General features: G+C 64.1%; 16 protein-coding genes. 8 read left to right on the forward strand and 8 right to left on the reverse strand.

Features of this window, described 5'->3' with window-relative positions; genetic code table 11:
• Positions 1-206 precede the first annotated feature (206 nt).
• Positions 207-878, forward strand: a complete 672-nt coding sequence (locus tag ADAD_RS0106475) for an outer membrane protein (protein WP_010411329.1) — start codon at positions 207-209, stop codon at positions 876-878.
• A 99-nt stretch (positions 879-977) separates the two neighbouring features.
• Here ADAD_RS0106475 and ADAD_RS0106480 read toward each other — a convergent pair whose 3' ends face one another.
• Positions 978-1,514 carry an invasion associated locus B family protein gene (locus ADAD_RS0106480; protein WP_010411331.1) on the reverse strand — a complete coding sequence of 179 codons (537 nt, stop codon included), beginning with the start codon at positions 1,512-1,514 and terminating at the stop codon, positions 978-980.
• 64 nt (positions 1,515-1,578) lie between these two features.
• Between ADAD_RS0106480 and ADAD_RS0106485 the strand changes: the two genes are divergently transcribed.
• The gene (locus ADAD_RS0106485) at positions 1,579-2,349 is read left to right on the forward strand and encodes an EAL domain-containing protein (protein ID WP_010411334.1); all 771 of its coding nucleotides are present in this window, start codon (positions 1,579-1,581) and stop codon (positions 2,347-2,349) included.
• On the opposite strand, the gene ADAD_RS0106490 is transcribed toward ADAD_RS0106485, so the two are convergent.
• Together ADAD_RS0106490 and ADAD_RS0106495 are read right to left on the reverse strand one after the other, a co-directional pair.
• Positions 2,346-2,834, reverse strand: a complete 489-nt coding sequence (locus tag ADAD_RS0106490; protein WP_029139956.1) for a GreA/GreB family elongation factor — start codon at positions 2,832-2,834, stop codon at positions 2,346-2,348. The two genes, ADAD_RS0106485 and ADAD_RS0106490, sit on opposite strands and share 4 nt — an antisense overlap.
• A 21-nt stretch (positions 2,835-2,855) precedes the next feature.
• Positions 2,856-4,808: a transglycosylase SLT domain-containing protein gene (locus tag ADAD_RS0106495; RefSeq protein WP_010411341.1), complete on the reverse strand. Its 1,953-nt coding sequence runs from the start codon at positions 4,806-4,808 to the stop codon at positions 2,856-2,858.
• 103 nt (positions 4,809-4,911) lie between these two features.
• Between ADAD_RS0106495 and dapA the strand changes: the two genes are divergently transcribed.
• Positions 4,912-5,793, forward strand: a complete 882-nt coding sequence (dapA, locus tag ADAD_RS0106500) for a 4-hydroxy-tetrahydrodipicolinate synthase (protein WP_010411342.1) — start codon at positions 4,912-4,914, stop codon at positions 5,791-5,793.
• Positions 5,794-6,352: 559 nt separating this feature from the next.
• On the opposite strand, the gene ADAD_RS0106505 is transcribed toward dapA, so the two are convergent.
• Positions 6,353-8,290, reverse strand: a complete 1,938-nt coding sequence (locus tag ADAD_RS0106505) for an alpha/beta hydrolase family protein (protein WP_010411345.1) — start codon at positions 8,288-8,290, stop codon at positions 6,353-6,355.
• A 115-nt stretch (positions 8,291-8,405) separates the two neighbouring features.
• Here ADAD_RS0106505 and smpB point away from each other — a divergent pair, with 115 nt between their 5' ends.
• The 5 genes from smpB to alaS all read left to right on the forward strand — a co-directional run bounded on the left by smpB (position 8,406) and on the right by alaS (position 16,143).
• Positions 8,406-8,888 carry an SsrA-binding protein SmpB gene (gene smpB, locus ADAD_RS0106510; RefSeq protein ID WP_010411348.1) on the forward strand — a complete coding sequence of 161 codons (483 nt, stop codon included), beginning with the start codon at positions 8,406-8,408 and terminating at the stop codon, positions 8,886-8,888.
• Between the two features lie 152 nt (positions 8,889-9,040).
• Positions 9,041-9,655, forward strand: a complete 615-nt coding sequence (locus ADAD_RS0106515; RefSeq protein ID WP_237700787.1) for a DUF2062 domain-containing protein — start codon at positions 9,041-9,043, stop codon at positions 9,653-9,655.
• Positions 9,652-12,084, forward strand: coding sequence for a hybrid sensor histidine kinase/response regulator (locus tag ADAD_RS0106520; protein ID WP_010411352.1), 2,433 nt, complete (start codon positions 9,652-9,654; stop codon positions 12,082-12,084). Before ADAD_RS0106515 ends, ADAD_RS0106520 begins: the two co-directional genes overlap by 4 nt.
• Positions 12,085-12,212: 128 nt before the next feature.
• Positions 12,213-13,274 (forward strand): recombinase RecA, encoded by a 1,062-nt coding sequence (gene recA, locus ADAD_RS0106525; RefSeq protein ID WP_010411354.1) that lies wholly within the window; start codon positions 12,213-12,215, stop codon positions 13,272-13,274.
• 205 nt (positions 13,275-13,479) lie between these two features.
• On the forward strand, positions 13,480-16,143 hold the full coding sequence (alaS, locus tag ADAD_RS0106530; RefSeq protein ID WP_010411358.1) for an alanine--tRNA ligase: 2,664 nt from the start codon (positions 13,480-13,482) through the stop codon (positions 16,141-16,143).
• Positions 16,144-16,152: 9 nt separating this feature from the next.
• Here the strand turns inward: alaS and ADAD_RS0106535 are convergent, their stop codons facing one another.
• From ADAD_RS0106535 to ADAD_RS0106550, 4 genes are all read right to left on the reverse strand, one after another.
• Positions 16,153-16,341 (reverse strand): hypothetical protein, encoded by a 189-nt coding sequence (locus ADAD_RS0106535; RefSeq protein ID WP_010411361.1) that lies wholly within the window; start codon positions 16,339-16,341, stop codon positions 16,153-16,155.
• Positions 16,342-16,352: 11 nt separating this feature from the next.
• Positions 16,353-16,907: a hypothetical protein gene (locus ADAD_RS15665; RefSeq protein ID WP_010411363.1), complete on the reverse strand. Its 555-nt coding sequence runs from the start codon at positions 16,905-16,907 to the stop codon at positions 16,353-16,355.
• A gap of 10 nt (positions 16,908-16,917) precedes the next feature.
• A complete protein-coding gene (locus tag ADAD_RS0106545; RefSeq protein WP_010411367.1) occupies positions 16,918-18,681 on the reverse strand; it encodes a cation:proton antiporter domain-containing protein in 1,764 nt (587 codons plus the stop codon).
• A gap of 76 nt (positions 18,682-18,757) precedes the next feature.
• A complete protein-coding gene (locus ADAD_RS0106550) occupies positions 18,758-20,413 on the reverse strand; it encodes a GNAT family N-acetyltransferase (RefSeq protein WP_010411372.1) in 1,656 nt (551 codons plus the stop codon).
• Positions 20,414-20,416: the final 3 nt, after the last annotated feature.

Raw genomic sequence — 20,416 nt, forward strand, 5'->3', positions numbered from 1 at the left:
GGCGCGAAATTCCAGCGCCGTACGCGGACCGGGTGTTGTAGTTCCTTACACTCGTCGCGCGCCAAACTCGGTTGGACGAACGATTGTTACCCTCATGCAACACATCCTTGTTGTGTCACATTCATGAAACTTCGCCCGATGCGGCTCATTCCTTCTCCGCATGCCGCATCGCAGACGGCATGGAATTGAAGAAGGAAGTTCCCCCTATGAAAACTCTTATCGCACTACTCGCCACGGGTTCGCTCGCAGCGCTGGCCACCCCCGCCGCCGCTCAGGTTGAGGAAGATTCGCCCTTCACCGGCCTGCGCATCCAGGGCAATGCCGGTTACGATCAGATCCGCGCCGGCAGCAGCGTGGACGACGATCTGAACGAGGACAACAACGACCAGTCCGCCGAAGGCTTCCTCTACGGTGCCACCGTGGGCTACGATGTCGATCTCGGCAGTGTCGTGATCGGACCGGAAGCCGGAATCTCCGGCTCGACCGCCGATACCGACTTCGAGGACGGCGATTTCGAAGGCTTCGGTTTCGGCAACGTCTCCGCCGGACGCGACCTGTTCCTGGGTGCGCGCATCGGTGTGAAGTCCAGCGAAGACATGATGTTCTACGCGAAGGGCGGCTACACCAACGCCAAGCTCAATGTGCGCAGCAACGACGGTACGACCGAGTTCGACACCGATTACGATCTCGACGGCTACCGCGTTGGCGGCGGGCTTGAGTATGCCTTCGGCAACAACCTCTTCACCAACATCGAATACAACTATTCGAACTATTCCGAGGCCGAAGTGGACTTCGACGGTACGCTGCCCAGCAGCGACCGCTTCGATGTCGACACCGATCGCCACCAAGTGACCGTGGGCCTCGGCATGCGCTTCTAAGCGGCCTCAGGACCGAAAAAAGACTAAGGGGCGTGGCCTTCGCGGGCCGCGCCCCTTTCTTGTGCGTCCCCTTGGCGAAGGGTCAGGGGCAGGTATCGCTCAGTCGCGCGCGCAAGCGATGGTCGCCGCGTCGATCGCGGTTGCGACCCCCGAAAGACTGTACTGGTCGGTGAAGCGGTTGCCGCCCCGGTCGGTGGCGGACACACGCATCCGCGATCCCGCGCGCATTGCGGCGACGATTGCCGCGTCCATCCGCTTGTCCACCGCCCATGCATCCGCTTCGCCCGCGGTAAGGCGATAGGTGTCACCGCCGATCGCCAGGCTGACGCGCCCGTTGGCGGCGAGCCTGCGCGACAGGCGCAGGTGGATCTGGTTACGGATCTTGCGGTTGGGCCAGGTGCCGACTGTGGCGTAAGGCTCGAAATCGCGCGCGCCCCGGGTTCGTTCCCCCTTGGAAATGGCATAGCAGCGCGGCAGGCGCGGATCGCGGAACGCGCCCCAGTCCTCGAATATTCCGAGGGACGACCGTGCAAGAGCCGGGGGCGCCTGCACAACGCCGAGGAGCAGCGCTGCGGCGAGGGCCAATGCCATGGTCCTCTTCCAGTCGAATTCGGCGAAGGCTGTGAAAAATCGCATCTTTACCGCTTGTTATGTCTGCATGGGTAGTGGTGATCGTGGGACAGTTCAGGGATTTACTTCTATGCCTTCGTGCGATGGGTGCCGCAACGGTACGGGCCTCGATTTCGATCTGAAGATTGCTTTTCAGCCGATTTTCGACTGCGAGGCGGATGCGCCCTTCGCCTACGAGGCTCTGGTCCGCGGACCACACGGCGAGAGCGCGCGCTGGGTGCTCGACCAGATTCACGACGGCAATCGCTATGCCTTCGATCAGGAATGCCGCGTCGCGGCGATCCGCGCCGCGGTGGCTGCCGGACTGCTGGATGGCCCGGCGAAGCTATCCATCAATTTCATGCCAAATGCCGTCTACTCGCCGCAGGCCTGCATACAGTTGACGCTCAAGACGGCGTCCGAAACAGGCTTGCCGACGGATCGGCTGATCTTCGAGTTCACCGAAAACGAACAGGTCGATACTGCGCATGCGCGCGACATCATCGATGCCTATGCTGCGCTCGGTTTTGCGACTGCGGTGGACGATTTCGGGGCCGGGTATTCGGGGCTGGGCCTGCTCGCCAATCTCAAGACCGACATCATCAAACTCGACATGGAGCTGATCCGCGGGATCGATGTGTCCGAACCGCGCCGCCAGATCGTGCGAGCAACGGTAAGTCTGCTGCGCGAAATGGGCCGCGTGGTCGTTGCCGAGGGCATCGAGACGGCTTCCGAGCTCGAGGTGTTGCGAGATCTCGGTGTTCGCTATGTGCAGGGCTTCCATATCGCGAAGCCGATGCTCGGCGCTTTTCCTCCCGTCGATCTGGGCAGGGACCGGCTGGGGCGGGCCGCAGCAGCCTAGGCCGCGCGCTCGGGATAGGAAATCGCGAGTACTTCCCACTCGCGCAGGCCCGTCGGCCCTCTGACCATCCGCACATCGCCGATTTCGGCTCCGCGCACCGCCCGAGCCAACGGGGAGGACCAGCCGACCAGCCCGTTGCCCGCATCCTGCTCGTCATCGCCGACAAGAGTGAGCGTTCTTTCGCGCTCGTCCTCGTCCACCAGCTTCACGGTGGCGCCGAAGAAAACCCGGGTACGGTCCGGCTGTTCGGCAGGGTCGATGACCCGCGCGGCCTTCATGCGCCGCGCAAGATGTGCCAGCTCGCGGTCGATCTCGCGCATTTTCTTGCGGCCATAAAGGTAATCGCCATTCTCGGACCGATCGCCGTTGCCGGCCGCCCAGCTGACGATCTCGACGATCTCCGGCCGGGCGGTGCCCAGCAGGTGATCGTAGCGCGCTTTCATCGCGGCATAGCCTGCGGGCGTGATCGGGTTGTCACCTTTCATGCGCGTCAAACCTGCCGGGGCTCAGCGCAGGAAGTCGCCCGCCATCCTGGGCTTGCCGTACTGCGCGCGATCGGGGTTGAGTTGTTCGTACACGGCGGCGTTCTCGATCACGCGCTGGACGTAGTTCTTCGTCTCGTAGATCGGAATCCGCTCGATCCAGGTGACGTAGTCGATCCCGCCCTGGCGCGGATCGCCATTGGCGCGCAGCCAGCGGTTCACGTTGCCCGGCCCCGCGTTGTAGGCCGCGATGGCAAGCGGATAGGCGCCGCCGTAATAGTCCAGCATGCGGGCAAAATACGCATTTCCGAGCTGCATGTTATAGCTCGGATCGGCGATCAGGTTGTCGCGGCTGTAGCCGAGACCAAGCTGGCCTGCCTGTTCGCGCGCTGTGGCGGGCATCAGCTGCATGAGGCCGCGCGCGCCCGCGTGGCTGATCGCATTGGCCGCGAACTGGCTTTCCTGCCGCGAAATGGCGTGCACCATCGTCCAGTCGGCGCCGCCCGGGGGGCTTACAGTGGGGAACCCTTGCTCCACGAACCCGCGATGGCCGTCTGCCGCAGCGGCTTCGGCGACGTTTACCGCCAGATCCCGGCGACCGGTATCGCGCGCCAGTTCGGCGACCAGCGCATGCTCTTCGGGCGTGTCGGCCTGGTCGGAAATCGCCTGGTAGAACTGAATGCCCGTGCGCCAGGGTGTCCCGCGCGCAACCTCGCGGACGGCCCTGGTGAGCGTTGCCCCTTCGAATGCGGCACGTTGCTGGGCGCTCGGCAGCGCGACGTTGCTGGTCCCGAGCGAGGGCATGTCCCGACCAAGCTTGGCAAGCGCAAGCTGGCCATAGAAGCGGTCCGGGTATGCTGCGGCCATTTCGTAATAGCGGCTGGATTCGCTGCGGTCGCCCGCGCGTTCTGCAGCAAGGCCGGCCCAATAGAACCCCTTGGAGCGGGTCTGGGGCGTTTGCGCGGCTGCACCGTAGCGATAGAACAGCGGGGCCGCGCGGCCCGGCTGGCCAAGGTTCCAGTAGGCGTTGGTTCCGCCCAGCCACATCAGTGAGGTGTAATCGTCGCGCAGCCGATAGGCTTCCTTGCTGATATCGGTGCCCGGCGCGAACAGATCGTCGACCTTGGCTGCAATCTGCGCTGAAGGATCGGAACCCGCTCCCTGCGCGATCCGGAGGGCCTCACCGACGAAATCCTCGGGATCGAAGGCGGGGTTCTCGAACGCGGGGCGATTGGCCAGCAGCGCGATGGCCTGCGGTAGCTGCCGGTTCTCGCGGTAATACTTGGCGAGATTGTAGACGTAGCCCGGATCCTGCCGGGCGTCGGCCGGGATCGGCACGCCTGCGGTTTCCGCACCATAGCCCTGGATCAGCGCCAGCCGGACGGTGAACAAGTCGCGGTTGGCGGGCGATACGCGGGTGATCTGCCGCTGGGCGGCCTCGATCTCGCTCTGCCACAGCAGCGCGTCCATCCGCGCGTCCTCGTCCGCGGGTGTGAACGTGTTGCCGAACAGCGAGACCAGATAGGGCTCGCTCGTCGCGCTCATCCTGCCCGCGCGCCACGCCTCGCGGGCCACCTCGGCGGCTTCCGGGCGGGATACGGAAGAGAGCGCCAGAGCATAGCGCGCGCGGCCCGCATTGGTCACGGGCGGCAGCGCGTCGAAATAGGCTACCAGGCTCTCGGGGGAGGCCGTGCTGCTGTCGAGTGCATCCTCGGCCCTCTGGCGCAGGCGGTCCGTCTGCGGGAAGTCGGGATAGGCGAGCAGGAAGCTGGCATATTCGGTGAACGGCAGATCGTCCTGCTCGATGAGGTATTCCCACCGGCTGACCACTTGCGCCATCTGCGTGGGGGCGCTGGCGATCAGCGAAGCTCGGGCACGATCCCAGCTCGCCGCGTCCTGTGCGAGGGCGGGCGGGGTGATGGAGGTGGTGGAAACAAGCGCGATGGCCAGAAAGGGAAGTCGGGTCATGCTGGACATTATGGCCGCTGGCTCCTTATCAGGCACTGAACGAATTGGGCGGAAGGGACGAAGCAGTCCCCTGTCTCGGCCCCTTATATAGTACTACGAAAGAGCGGCTCAAATGTTCTCAGGCTCCATTCCCGCGCTGGTAACCCCGTTTCGCGACGGCAAGCTGGACGAAGCGGCGTTTCGCACGCTGGTCGACTGGCAGATCGAGCAGGGAAGTTCTGCGCTCGTTCCTTGCGGAACGACGGGCGAGGCCTCCACGCTTTCGAATGCAGAGCATCACCGTGTGATCGAAATGTGCGTGGAGCAGGCGGCGGGCCGCGTGCCGATCATCGCCGGATGCGGCAGCAACGATACCAACAATGCGCTGCTGCACCTCAAGTTCGCCAAGAAGGCGGGGGTGACCGCAGGTCTGTGTGTCGCCCCCTATTACAACAAGCCGAGCCAAGCGGGTCTGATCGCGCATTTCAGCCATCTGGCCGAGCATGGCGAGCTGCCCATCGTGCTCTACAACGTGCCGGGCCGCACGGTGACCGACATCCTGCCCGAAACGGTCTGCGAACTGGCTGAGAAATTCCCCGAGGTGATCGTGGCGATCAAGGACGCGAGCGAGGATCTGTCGCGCGTGTCCGACCATCGCATGGGCATCAGCAGGGATTTCTGCCAGCTTTCGGGCAATGACGAACTGGCGCTGCCGTTCAATGCGGCGGGCGGTTCGGGCTGCATCTCGGTAACCGCCAACGTCGCGCCCGCGCTGTGTGCCGAATTCCAGCAGGCCTGCGCCGACAATGATCTGGTGAGGGCGCGCGAGCTGAACGACCTTCTCTATCCGCTGCACTACGCGATGTTCGAGGATTCGAGCCCCGCGCCGGTGAAGTATGCGCTCAGCCGCACGCAGAGCTGGATGACCGACGAGGTGCGGTTGCCGCTGGTCGCGTGTTCCGAGCACGCCCGCCGCGCGGTCGATAAGGCGCTGGAGCACGCAGGGCTGGTGTGAGGCACTCTGCTCTGATTGCCGCAGCCTTGGCTTTGTTGGGTTGCGGAGAGATCTCGCATGAGCGCCCTCGAAATGCAGATGCCTGGAACCTGCGATCAGACACCTTGATCCACAGTACCCCATTCACAGAGCTGTCGGTTGCGACGGATGGCGGGTTTTCGCTCGACGGCAGAGTTCATGCTGAAGATGATCTCTCGCGTGTATTGACACTAATCCAGCAAATCGAGCCTGCTCCGGTGCTCGTGGTAACCTATGAGGGTGAGGAAGAGCCCCAGGCCTGGGCTCGGACGATCGCCGCTGCTGAGTCCAGGTTTTGCGACCTGCCAGAGACCTGGTGCTGGAAAGGTCCAGCATCTGAAGCGCCGCCCGAGATACAGAGGGCACGCCGCGCGCGGGCGCGTTCGAACTAGAGCGATTTAAAGCACCTCGCCCTCGTCGAGCAGGGGCGTCGTCGGGTGGGGCGGTTCGCTGACTCAACGCTCCGAAGTGGCCCGCCATGCGGTCGAGGCGGGCTGGAGAGCGCAGGGCTGGTCTGGCTTCTGTCAGGGACCGAACAGCATCAGTCCGGAGGGTTGTGCTCCTGAACGAAGCGCATGGCGGACTCGAGCATCTGGCGGCGGGTGACCGATAGGGAGAGCCAGTGGTCCTCACCATCGAGGGTCACAAGTTCATAGGGCTTGTCGGCATCCTTCAGGGCGTCTGCCATCTTGTACGAATGCGAAAAGGGCACGACCGTATCGTCTTCGCCATGGATAAGCATCACGGGCGCATCTGCACGGTCCGCGAAGCGCCGCGGCGAAACCTCGTCCCACCCGCTTCTTGGCCCGAGCTGCTCGAGGAGCGCCGTTTTCGTGACCCGGCGTTCGCCCGAAGCCCGATAATCCTCGTCGTACATGGCCTTGAGGTCCGTGACGGGGGCGACCGCCACTGCACAGCGATAGATTCCCTGCTGCAGAGTAATGCCCGCCAGTGCGGCGTATCCGCCATAGCTCGCGCCCATGATGCAAGCGCGGTCCGGATCGACGATCCCCCGCTCGGCGAGTGCGGAGAGCCCGTCGGAAATGTCGGTCTGCATCTTGCGGCCCCATTCGCCGTAGCCGGCAGACTTGAACTTCTGGCTGCGATTGGTCGACCCTCGGAAATTGGGCTGGAAGACGGCGTAGCCGCGCGAAGCGAAGGCTTGCGCCCACCAGTCGAATTGCTCGCGATCTTCGGCGTGCGGTCCGCCGTGCGGGAACAGGATGACGGGCAGGTTTTCGGGTGCGCGGCCCGGCGGCAGGGTGAGGATGCCGTCCATTTCGAGCCCATCGGACGCGGTGTATTCGACGGTCGAAATCGGCCCCACCTGGTCGGGCGTGATGAGCCTGCGCTCGACGCCGAAACCGTCGGCGCGAAGGGTGGCCAGGTCCACGGTAAACCAGGATCCGCTGTCGCCGTTGCCGCTGGTGCGAACCAGAACCTTGTCGAAATCGGGTGTCCAGTCGACCATTCGCATATCGCGTCCGGCAAAGGCCCTCATGATCTTGGCAGCCGCCTCCTGATGCTCCGGATCGGCGAAGACGGGTCTGCCTTCACTGTCGAGATAACCCAGCAGGTGCCCGGTGTTCTCTGCAAAATACAAGCGCTCGAACCCTGCGCCCTCCAGGAACGGGTGAGGCGCACCGCCCGCCAGGGGGACCTCGTACCACCGCGTGATGTCGTCCTCGCCTCGTTCCGAATAGACAGCGGTTGCCCCACCGAAGCCGAGGCCGATCAAACCGACCCGGCCGGCGCTTTGGCGCCCCTCGGCCAGCCGATCATTGTCGGGACCGCGAATTTCCCAGCGACCGTTCGTCCGGTCGATGTCGAGCGTTGCGGCAACCTGCCCATTTCGGTCGATCAGCCAATCCCGGGATGTGCCGGCCCCGGTAGGAGACGCTATCCGGCGATTGTCGTCTTTCTCTATGTCCGTCGCATAAAGGAATGGGCGGCCATGATCGAAAGAATAGGCGCTGCCATCGCGCCGGAATTCGAGGGTTCCGAAAAAAGCGACCCAGCGTCCGTCGATCCGGCGTATGCCGTAGTCCCCGAAAACGGCATTTGCGAGCCGCCGGTCCGAACCGAAGATGGTCTGGATGGGGCCGTCGAAAGTGACCGGTATGACTTGCGCGGTCGCCACTTCGGCCTTGTCGGTCGTGAATCCCCGAAGGTCTTCTGTCTGGCTCCTCACCAGCATGACCCGGTCGTCCCCGATCCAGTCGAAATACCGGATTTTCACGTCGCCCACGGCCAGTTGTCGGATCAGGGTGTTTCCCGGACCGAGAAACACGAGCATCCGCGTTCCGTTCATCCGCACCAATACTGCGACGTTGTTGCCGCTTGGAGAGATGGCGGCATCCTCGACCTCCGGCAGATCGCCAAAGGCTTCCAGCGGCGGTGGCGCGGCAACGGCCGATGCTCCGATCGTGGTGGCGAGCAGGAGCGCCGCGAGCATCGCGCGAAGAACATTGTAAAACATGGTTGAACCCCCGATCCCTGATCCCGTGTCTGCGCTGTGCCGCCCCTGCTTTGCAAGAGAAATACAACGCCAAGTCTTTCGTTCTCACGACAGTATGCCTACATCGCGCCACCTTATGGCCCGTCCCAAACCCACCACTTTCGACAAGCGCAAGGTCGTCGCCGAAAACCGGCGCGCGCGCTTCGATTACGAGGTGGAGGAGAAATTCGAAGCCGGCATCGCGCTTCAGGGCACCGAAGTGAAATCGCTCCGCTCGGGCGAAGCCGCGATCGCCGAATCCTATGCCGAGGTGCGTGATGGGGAGGCGTGGCTCATCAACGCCAATATTCCCGAATATACGCACGGCAACCGCCTGAACCACGAGCCCAAGCGCCCGCGCAAGCTGCTGCTCCACCAACGTGAAATCCAGAAGTTGCTGGGCGCGGTCGAGCGCAAGGGCATGACGCTTGTGCCGCTGTCCGTGTATTTCAACGGACAGGGTCGGGCGAAGGTCGAACTGGCGCTGGCCAAGGGTCGCCAGACCAAGGACAAGCGCGATTATATCAAGGATCGCGACTGGCAGCGCGACAAGGCCCGCATCCTGCGCGAGCGCGGGTAAATTTTTCTGCGAAAGACCGGCGCGATTAAGGAACCGGCCATCGCCTTGCGACTATCGCGGCGAAATGCCCTCGGGCACGAGAATTTTTAACCGATTTCAGGGGTGCCCAGCTTGCCCTGCGCATCCCTCGCCACCATCATCGAACGAGCAGTATGAGCCAGGGATCAGACAGCCTACACAAGCCGGCGAAGCGGTCGGCGCCATGGGCTTACCTGCGTCGCTATACTGACCGCGAGATGCTGGCGCAGAACCGCATCCTGCGGCCTATCGCGCATCGTTTCCTCAGCCCCGAACTCTGGCGCTTTACCCGTCGCAACGTCCCACGCGGTGTTGCGCTTGGGCTGTTTGCGGGATTCGTCATTCCGATCGGCCAGATTTTCCTCGCCCTGATCCTCGCCTTCACCGTGCGCGCGAATGTGCCGATCGCCAGCGGGGTGACGCTGGTCACCAACCCGCTCACCTTGCCCTTCTGGCTCTGGGCGGCCAACCGCGTCGGTCACCGGGTCCTTACCATCGCTCCCGAAACGGGCGCCGCGCTGATGGAGCACGACGGCCTGATGTCGTTGAGCGGGATTTTCGAGGCTGCGGGCGCGACCGTGCTGGGCTTCCTGATCTTCACGGTGCTGTTTCCGCCGCTGGGCTACTTCATCTCCAAGGGCGTATGGCGGCTTGCGATGGGCCGCAGGCGCAAGACGCGGCTCAAGCGTGGAGCGCTGGCACGCCTCTCTGCCCAGAGCGAAGCTGCGAAGGAGAGCGGCCCGGAATGAGCCCGCTGGCCGAACCCACCCGCAACGGCACTCCGCTTGGCTGGGTAGTCCTGCTGCTGGCGCTGGTCGTCAGCGTGATGGTGGTCTGGCTGCTGAGTTCGCTTCCCCTGCTTACCGCTGCCTATGCGGGCGGCCTCGCCACGCTGATGGCGCTGCTGATCCTGCTGCGCGGGAAGGCGGACGGGGCGCGGGTGGATGCGCTCGCCCCTCCCGACTGGAGCGTGACACTGGCTGCCATCGATCAGCCCGGCACCCTGGTCGCGATTACCGATCGGGCGAACCGGCTGGTGTGTGCCAGCGCGGCGTTCTCTTCGCGCTTCGGGGTGGAGAAGGCTCCGCCAAATCTCGCACTGGGTGAAGACGGGGCGGACGAGATCCTGCTCAAGACTGCGCGCGAGGCATGGCGCGAAGGCAGGGCGCACGCCTCTCATCTGGCGCTCGGCAAGGACGATCTGCGCTGGGAGGTAGAGGCGTTGCGCGCCGGGCGCGGCGAGGATCATCTGGTGTGGCGTTTCCGCCCCGAATCGAGCGAGGATCTGGCGAGCGACGTCGGGCAGCTGGTAGCCGGGCCGCTGGGCAAGATGCTGGACCGGGCGGGTGTTGTCGCTGCACTGGTATCCCCAGAAGGCACGGTCCGCGCTGCATCGCCCGCCTTCGTCGATCGCGCGACCGGCGATCCATCGACCACGCTTGCCGGTCGTGAATTTGCGGATTTCCTGCGGCTGGACGAACGCGAGCGGATTTATTTCGCACGCTCTGGCCGCGAGGGCGAGCCGTTCAAGCTGGTTCACGTGCCGCTGAACGATCTCGATGAAAACTGGACGGTCGGACCTGAGGATGCGCCCTCGCTGATGCTGCTGATGGAAGCGCATGCCGCGGTGGCGGACAATGCGGCCAGCGACACCGCGCCCAAGGTGGAAGCGCTGATAGAGGCGCTGCCGCTGGGGCTGGCGATGACAGACCGCGACGGGCGCTTCCTGTTCGCCAACCCTTCCTTCCTTCGCGCGATCGGGCGCCCGGACAAGGGTCTGCCGACATTTCCCTCTGACCTCGTGGTACGCGAGGACAAGAGCGCGATTTCGGACGCGGTGCGCCGCTTTGGCAAGGGCGGCGTGGCGAGCGGGGATGTCGCCGTGCGGCTGGCCTCGGCTCCTGAGGAGCCGGTTTCGCTCGGCCTCGCCAGCATGCGCGGCCTGGGCGAGCCTGCGGTTCTGCTGACCCTCGCCGATTCGCGTGAGGAGACCGAGCTCAAGCGCCAGATCGCGCAGACCACCAAGATGCAGGCGATCGGCCAGCTTGCGGGCGGGGTGGCGCACGACTTCAACAACGTGCTCACCGCGATCATCGGCTATTGCGACCTGATGCTGCTGCGCCACATGCCTGGCGACAGCGATTACGACGACATCCAGCAGATTCGCGCCAATTCCAACCGCGCAGCCAGCCTCACCCGGCAATTGCTCGCCTTCAGCCGCCAGCAGACCCTGCGGCCCGAAGTGCTGCAGCTGCCCGATGTCGTTTCCGAGGTAAGCCAGCTGCTCAAGCGCCTGCTGGGCGAGAAGATCGAGCTGCGCGTGCGACACGACCGCGATCTGGGCCCGGTCCGAGCGGACCCGGGCCAGCTGGAGCAGGTCATCGTCAACCTCGCGGTCAATGCGCGCGACGCGATCGCGGCGCAGGGGGACGGCACGGGGACGCTGGTCATGTCCACCCGCAAGGTCTCCGTGAAGGAGACCCGCAGTCACGCAGCCGACATGCCGCCAGGCGAATATACCGCCCTGATCGTGCGCGACACCGGCGGGGGCATCCCGCCCGCGGTGATGGGCAAGATATTCGATCCCTTTTTCACCACCAAGGAGCTGGGGAAGGGCACAGGCCTGGGACTTTCGACCGTGTACGGCATCATCCGCCAGTCGGGCGGGCATGTCTATGTCGAGAACGTTGAAGGGGGCGACGGGCTCGGCGCGGGCGCACGTTTCGCGATCTATCTGCCGGTCCATCGCGGTTCTGCGGGCGAAGACAGGCGCGTCGAGCCGGATGAGCCCGCCCGTGCCTGGTCGAGCGGGGGGCGGGTGCTTCTGGTCGAGGACGAGGATATGGTTCGCGCGGTGGCCGAGAGGGCATTGGTTCGCGCCGGATTCACCGTCAACGCGCAGCCCGACGGGGAGGATGGTCTGGCGGAGATTGCCAATGGCGGCGAGTTCGACCTGATCGTCTCCGACGTCGTCATGCCGGGGATGGATGGACCGGCAATGGCCCGCGCGATCCGCAAGCTGCGGCCCAATATCCCGATTCTCTTCATGTCCGGCTACGCGGAGGAAACCCTCCGGGACGAGATCAACATCGAAAATATGCATTTCATTGCCAAACCGTTCAGCGTGGAACAGATTTCGCGCAAGGTGGGTGAGGTGCTGAGCTCTGCAAGCGCATGATAAATCGGGCTTAACTGCCCATATCGAGAAATTTTCGTTCTCCCCTTGTTCTATCGGAACATAAGCGGTACATACTGCTCATGTCGATAAGGGCTCGGCCCGACTAGGCACATCAAGGAGAGCGTGCGATGGCTGCGAAACTCAAGCTGGTAGATGACAAGGAAAGCAACGTGGACCGTCAGAAGGCGCTCGACGCCGCCCTCGCACAGATCGACCGGGCCTTCGGCAAGGGCTCGGCAATGAAGCTGGGCTCCAAGGAAGCGATGAATGTTGAAGCGATCTCGACCGGATCGCTCGGCCTTGACATCGCGCTTGGCGTGGGCGGACTGCCCAAAGGGCGCGTGATCGAAGTGTACGGGCCGGAAAGCTCGGGCAAGACCACGCTGGCCCTGCATGTGCTGGCCGAATGCCAGAAGGCTGGCGGTACGGTCGCCTTCGTAGATGCGGAGCATGCGCTGGACCCGGTCTACGCCCGCAAGCTCGGCGTCGATATCGACGAACTGATCGTCTCGCAGCCCGATACGGGCGAGCAGGCGCTGGAGATCGTCGACACGCTGGTTCGTTCCAATGCGATCGACGTGCTGGTGGTCGATTCGGTCGCCGCGCTGGTGCCGCGCGCCGAGATCGAGGGCGAGATGGGCGATAGCCACGTCGGCCTCCAGGCCCGCCTGATGTCGCAGTCGCTGCGCAAGCTTACCGGCTCGATCAACCGGTCGAAGTGCATGGTGATCTTCATCAATCAGCTGCGCATGAAGATCGGCGTGATGTACGGAAACCCGGAGACGACCACCGGCGGCAACGCACTCAAGTTCTATGCTTCGGTGCGGCTCGACATTCGCCGCACTGGCCAGATCAAGGATCGTGACGAGATCATCGGCAACTCGACCCGGGTGAAGGTGGTCAAGAACAAGGTGGCCCCGCCCTTCAAGCAGGTCGAGTTCGACATCATGTACGGCCAGGGCATTTCCAAGATCGGCGAGATTCTCGATCTCGGCGTGAAGGCGGGAATCGTCGAGAAATCGGGCTCGTGGTTCTCCTACGATTCCACCCGGATTGGCCAGGGACGCGAGAATGCGAAGACCTTCCTCAAGGAAAACCCCGAGATTTGCGACAAGTTGGAGGCTGCGATTCGCGGCAAGACCGACGATGTCGCCGAGGAGATGATGGTCGGTCCTGACGCGGAGGACTGATCGCTTCTTCTCTAGCGGGCGCAAGGGAGCGCCCGGAAACCCGGAAAGCCGGTTGCGGCCCTTCCTCGTGAAGGCATCGCAACCGGCTTTTCCGTTGGGGGCGCGTCCGAACAGGGCGGGAGGATGGTTTGATCCACGGCCTTGTACCGCCGCCGTTGTGCGAAAGCTTGTCGGTAGGGCGCTTCTTGCCTAACTCGGCTGCATCATGACGAGCACCAACGACATCCGCCGGACCTTCATCGAGTATTTCGAAAAAAGGGGCCATGCCCGCGTCCCATCCGCACCGCTGGTGCCGCACAACGACCCCAGCCTGATGTTCGTCAACGCGGGCATGGTTCCGTTCAAGAACGTGTTCACAGGGCTCGAAACCCCGCCTGCCCCCCGCGCGGTCAGCGCGCAGAAATGCGTGCGCGCAGGGGGCAAGCACAATGATCTCGACAATGTCGGCTATACCGCCCGGCACCACACCTTCTTCGAGATGCTCGGCAATTTCTCTTTCGGGGACTATTTCAAGGAACAGGCGATCGAACATGCCTGGACCTTGCTGACCAAGGAGTTCGGGCTCGATCCGGACCGACTGCTCGCCACCGTCTACCACACCGACGACGAGGCATACGCCCTGTGGCAGAAGATCGCGGGCCTCCCCGAAGACCGTATCATCCGCATCGCCACCAAGGACAATTTCTGGGCGATGGGGGACGACGGCCCCTGCGGCCCGTGCTCGGAAGTCTTCTGGGATCACGGTGACCACATCGCCGGTGGCCCGCCGGGATCGCCCGATGAAGATGGCGACCGTTTCGTAGAGATCTGGAACCTGGTGTTCATGCAGAACGAGCAGCGGGGCGGGGAGATCGTGGGCGACCTGCCAAGCCAGAACATCGACACCGGTATGGGGCTGGAGCGGATCGCGGCCGTCCTTCAGGGCGTTCACAACAACTACGATACCGATACCTTCAAGACGCTGATCGCCGCAGCCGAGGCGCAACTGCACGAAGGCGCGAGCGAGGCGACCATCGCCAGCCACAGGATCATCGCGGACCACCTGCGCGCCACCGGGTTCCTGATCGCCGACGGCGTGCTCCCCTCCAATGAGGGGCGCGGGTACGTGCTGCGCCGGATAATGCGACGCGCCATGCGCCACGCCCACCTGCTGGGCGCGGAAACCCCTTTGATGCACCGACTTGTCCCGACGCTCGTCGCCGAGATGGGGCAGGCCTACCCCGAACTCGCACGGGGACAGGCGCTGATCGAGGAAACGCTCGAACGGGAAGAAACCCGCTTCCGCGAAACGCTGGAGAAGGGCCTGCGGCTGCTCGACGAGGCGACCGGCAATCTTGCTGAGGGTGACGAACTCGATGGTGAGGTCGCCTTCAAGCTCTACGATACCTACGGTTTTCCCTACGATCTGACCGAAGACGCCCTTCGCGCGCAGGGCATCGCTGTAGACCGTGATGGCTTCGATGCCGCAATGGCCCGCCAGCGAGAGGCGGCACGCGCCGCATGGAAAGGCAGCGGCGAGGCAGCCGACAGCGAAGTCTGGTTCGCCATCGCCGAGCGCGAGGGCGCAAGCGAATTTACCGGCTACTCGGCAACCCAGGGCGAGGGGCGCGTGGTTGCCATCGTCAAGGACGGCGAGGAGGTCCAGTCTGCCGGGGAGGGGGACGAGGTTGTCCTGCTCACCAATCAGACGCCCTTCTATGGCGAAAGCGGGGGCCAGTCGGGCGATAGCGGAACCATCAGCACCCATGCGGGGCTGCGGATCGCGGTACGTGACACCGGCAAGCCGCTGGGGCGCCTGCACACCCATCAGGGCGTCGTGGAAGCGGGCAGCGTGACGGTGGGCGACGAAGTGCGCCTGTCGATCGATGTGGACCGGCGCGATCGTATCCGGGCCAATCACTCGGCCACGCACCTCGTTCATGCAGCGCTTCGCAATCGGCTTGGTGAGGGCGTAACGCAGAAGGGCTCGCTGGTGGCAGAAGGTCGCATGCGGTTCGACTTCTCTCATCCGACGCCGCTCACTGCAGAAGACATCGCGGCCATCGAAGCCGAAGTGAACGCCGAGATTCGCGCGAACGAGCCGGTCGATACCCGCCTCATGTCGCCTGACGAAGCGGTGGAAGCAGGCGCACTTGCCCTGTTCGGCGAAAAATACGGTGACGAGGTTCGCGTGTTGTCGATGGGGCGCGCCAGCGACGAGGGGCGAACCTACTCGGTGGAACTGTGCGGCGGGACGCATGTGAATGCGACCGGCGACATCCAGCTGTTCCGGATCGTTTCGGAAAGTGCGGTCAGTTCTGGCGTACGCCGGATCGAGGCGCTGACCGGAGAGGCGGCTCGTGCCTGGTTGGTTGCGCGTGAGGAAGGGCTGAAGGATGCTGCCGCCGCACTGCGCACGACGCCGGACGAAGTCACGGGACGCATCGAGGCGCTTCTCGACGAACGCAAGCGGCTCGAAAAAGAACTGGCGGCGGCGAAGAAGCAGCTGGCACTTGGCGGCGGCGGGAGCGCCGCTGGGCCGCAGACCGAAAAGGTTGGCGATATCGCCTTCTCCGGCCAGGTGATCGAGGGGCTGGACCCGAAGGAATTGCGGCCCCTGCTGGACGAGGCCAAGCAGCGGCTCGGCTCCGGAGTGGCGGCGCTGTGTGCGGCAGGCGAGGACAAGGCGGCATTTGCGGTCGCGGTGACGGACGATCTCACCGATCGCTTCAGCGCGGTCGATCTGGTGCGCGCGGGCGTCGCGGCATTGGGAGGAAAGGGCGGCGGCGGCCGCCCGGACATGGCACAAGGCGGCGGCCCCGACCCGTCGAAGGCCGAGGCCGCGCTTGATGCCGTGCGTCAGGCGCTGCGCGAAGCGGTCAGCGCCTGAGGTTCGGGCCTAGCGTGCGCCGCTGCCGGCGCGGCGCGCGTCGGGTTCGCTCCCGCGATTGATTCCCTCACCGCCGGTATCTGCCGGGCGGCTGGCATCGCGGCGCGCCGACGGCTTCGCCTTGCCCTTGCCTTCGACATTCTGCGGCTTGAACTTTTCGTCGTTCGGGATCGGTTTGGTCGGGTCGATATCGGACATTTTTCTCTCCTTCACCCGACCAATGCGTGAGCGCGGCGAGAGTTCAAATTTCCTTTGCGATTTTGCAGACTTCGGGCCGCGTAAAGATCCCGTAGAGCGGCTTTCGCAGGCAGAAGAACGTGCTCGACTATGGCCGGATCGCCGGTGAGAAGCGCATCCTCCAGTGATCGGACGATGGAGACGCGACGACTTTCGTGTTCGGGTGGAAGGTTATCGTCCGCCAGGCGCTGCGCCAGGCGCAGCAGGTCGAATGCCGGTCGAACCAGCAGAAAACGATCGATCATGGCTTGCGTCGCCACCGTTCGGCCCGGCTGGGCTCCGCTATGCGACAGCGCCTGTGTCACGAACTGGCCGGCGCCGAAGCAGTCGTAAGCGATGCAGCCACCAAAGCCGAGGCGTTCACGGTCTTCATAAATGGTGCAAGTGCCGCACGGGGCCAGCCGGGGGCAGGGTTCGCCACTGCGCTTGCTAGCCGCGAAGCCAGGCATATCGTCGGAGGGATAGGCAACGCAGCACAGCGCCGCGCATTTCGCGCAGTCCGATGTGGTGGCGATCCGTTCCGGCATGTGTTGTCTTTCAGCCTTCTGCGGTGCTCGTGCGGAGCTTGGGCGCGTGTTCCAGTGCGCCCTCGGTCTGAATCTGCGTACGGTACTCGTCGCGCTTTTCGTGGATCGAGGCGATGACGGGACCCATCGCCACGCCAATGTCGACCAGCACGGCCTCGGACAGCTGCAGCGAGCTTTCCAGCGTTTCGGGAACGGCGTGGCTTGCGCCGGCGCGATAGAGCTCCGCCGCATGCTGGATATCGCGTGCGCGGCTGACGATCAGCAGATCGGGATAGGCCTTGCGCAGCCGCGCGACGAGACGCTGCGCGAGTACCGGCGCATCCATGGTCAGCACGATGGCTGCAGCATCCTGCACCCGCAACGCCTGCAGCGTCTCCCGCCGGGAGGCGTTGCCGAAATAGACATTGTAGCCGTCGCGCTTGTCCTGCTGCACCAGATCGGCGTCGGATTCGATGCTGATATAGGGCTTTCCATGGACGGTGAGCATGTCTGCCACCAGACGCCCGACACGCCCGCCGCCCACGACGATGACACGCCCGGCCGGCAAGGTATCGTCGGGAGAAATATCGGGCACCGAATCCACCCGGCGCGCCACCGCTCGACCGATCAGCGCGAGAAGCGGCGTTATCGTCAGGCCGATAGCGGTGACGATCTGCCAGAACTGTGTCGTTCCGGGCTGAATCAGCATGGCCGAGCTGGCGGCAGTGAGGACGATCAGCGTCGTTTCGGACGGGCTCGCCATCAGGATGCCGGTCTCCGTCGCGGTATTGCGCCGTGCGCCCATCAGCCGCAGCAGCATGCCCGTGACGAAGGCCTTGAACGTCACCACCAGCACGACTGCGGTGAGGATCGTTCCGAGGTTTGCGCCCAGCACCTGCAAGTCGATGCTCATGCCAATGGTAATCAGGAAGATACCGAGCGCGAGGCCCTTGAACGGCTCGATGATCGCCTCGACTTCCCCGTGAAAATCGGTTTCGGCGATCAGCAGCCCGGCGATCAGCGCGCCGACGATTGGGGAGAGGCCTGCGACGCCGGTGGCGAGGCTCGCACCGATGACAACCAGCAGCGTGGCAGCAAGAAATACCTCGGGGCTTTTCGTTCGGGCGGCCTGCGCGAACAGGATCGGCAACGCGTAGCGACCGACCACCAGCAGCGCCGCCACCACGGCGGCGCCTTGCCAGAGTGTCGTCCACAAGCCCGTCATCCCGTCGGCCTGTGCATAGGGGGCAAGCGCGCCGAGCATGAAGATGATCGGCACGATGGCGATATCTTCGAACAGCAGCATCGAAAGCGCGGCGCGGCCGACGGGCGAATTTGTGCCTGAAATCGGGAGCACGATGGCGGTGGAGGACAGCGCCAGCGCAAGGCCAAGGGCCATCGCCCCGGTCCAGTACTGGCCCATCATGGCCAGCAGCAGCGCAATCGAACTGCCGATGATGAGCAGCTCCAGCGCGCCGAGGCCGAAGACCAGCTTGCGCATCTGCCACAGGCGCTTGAACGAAAGCTCCAGACCGATGGTGAACAGCAGCAGGATGATCCCGAACTCGGCGAATATGTCGAGCGAGTCCGGTTCCGATATCGTCACATGCGTCAGCCACGCGACTTCAGGGGTGAGCGCACCCAATCCATAGGGCCCCACCAGAATGCCGATCAGCAGGAAACCGATCACCGGCGTGATGCGAAAGCGTGCGAACAGCGGGATGACGATCCCTGCTGCGCCCAGGATTACCAGCGCATCGGAAAGCGCGGTTGTCGGTTCGAGTTCGCCGGCCACGGTTCAGCCTATAACCCGGTTTGGCTGACTTTGAACCCTCGATCCGCTGCAATGCGGCATAAGGGACAAGGCGAAATCAGCCGCCACCGGGGGTGCGCGGGCCGGTGGGCTGCGTATCCTGCGCGGCAGCTTCGGATTCGGCCTCGCCGATACGCGGCGAAACCTGGCCCACGCGCTTGTCCCACTCGATCTGGTAGAGATCGAAGCGGCGATCCGCGAGGTTGCGTACCGTGCCTTCGGCACGCGCCCAGCTCAGGTCCGCGAGGTTCACGTCGCTGATGGTCAGCGTCTCGACGTTCTCGCTTGCCTCTGCCGCGATCCCGTCGCGCGCGAAGGGGAAATCGCAAGGCGTCAGGATGCAGCTTTGCGCGTACTGGATATCCATGTTCGCCACATTGGGCAGGTTGCCGACGTTCCCGCTCAGGACGGTGAAGCACTGGTTCTCGATCGCGCGGGCCTGCGCGCAGTAACGCACGCGCATGTAGCCCTGCCGGCTGTCCGTGCAGAAGGGCACGAAGATGATGCGCGCGCCTTCGTCGACCAGCCGGCGCGCCAGTTCGGGGAATTCGCTGTCGTAGCAGATCAGCACCCCGATCGGCCCGCAGTCGGTAGGGATGGCGTCGATCGAATCGCCACCCTTGATGTTCCACCAGTAGGCCTCGTTTGGCGTGGGGTGGATCTTTTCCTGCGCATGGATCGATCCGTCGCGCAGGCACACATAGGCGACGTTGTGGATGTCGCCGTCGTCCATGCGCGTGGGGTGCGAGCCACCGATGATGTTGATGTTGTAGCTGAGCGCCATCTCGCTCAGCTTCTGGCGGATTTTGGGGGTGTAGCGGCTCAGCGCCTCGATCGCTTCGATCGGGCTCAGTTCCTTTTCCTCCGCGCTCAGCAGCATCAGCGTGAAGAGTTCGGGGAAGAGGATGAAGTCGCTCTCGTAGTCCGCCGCGACGTCGACGAAATATTCGACGTGACGCATGAACTCATCGAAACCGGACACCGCGCGCGCCTGCAGCTGGCAGGTGGCAATCCGCACGCTTTCGACATCGCGGGGCAGCCGGTGTTTGCGCGGCGCGTCGCTGTCCACGTAGGGGTTGCGCCAGACCATGCGCACCGCGAAGGCCTTCGATTTCTTGTCTTCGGGCAGGTAGTTTTGGAGGATGCCCTGCGGTTCGAACCCATTGGCCAGCTGGAAGCGCAGCACGGGGTCGTGGATCTTGTTGTCGATCACCTTGTCGAGGTAATCCTGCGGGCCTTCGGCATTGTTGCGCTTGCGCCGCATCGCGTTGGCGAGGCCGGGCATGCGGCCACCGAACACGATGCCCGCAAGATCCAGCCGCTCGGCCAGCGAACGGCGTTCCTCGTAAAGGCGCCGCCCCAGGCGCGTGCCACGCACCTTGGGGTCGACGCACATCTCGTAGCCGTACAGCCAGTCGCCGGTCGGATCGTGACGGCTGCCAAAGCCGTTGCCGGTCACCTCGTCCCATGTGTGGTTGGAGAACGCGACATTCTCCGACAGGCGCATCGAGGCGCAATAGCCCACGATCTGCCCATCGAGCTTGGCCACGAAACAGCCATCGCGGTAGTTGTTCAACTGCCCACGTATCTCGCCCAGCGTATAGGGCGGCAGATCGACATAGGCGCGGCTGACGAGATCGGCGATCTCGCGCACGTCCTTCAGCTTCGCTTGCCGGACTTCCAGCCGCGCCTTGGTCTTTGCAGTGCCGCTCAATGT

It is taken from the genome of Citromicrobium sp. JLT1363, assembly GCF_000186705.1.
Classification (GTDB): Bacteria; Pseudomonadota; Alphaproteobacteria; order Sphingomonadales; family Sphingomonadaceae; genus Alteriqipengyuania.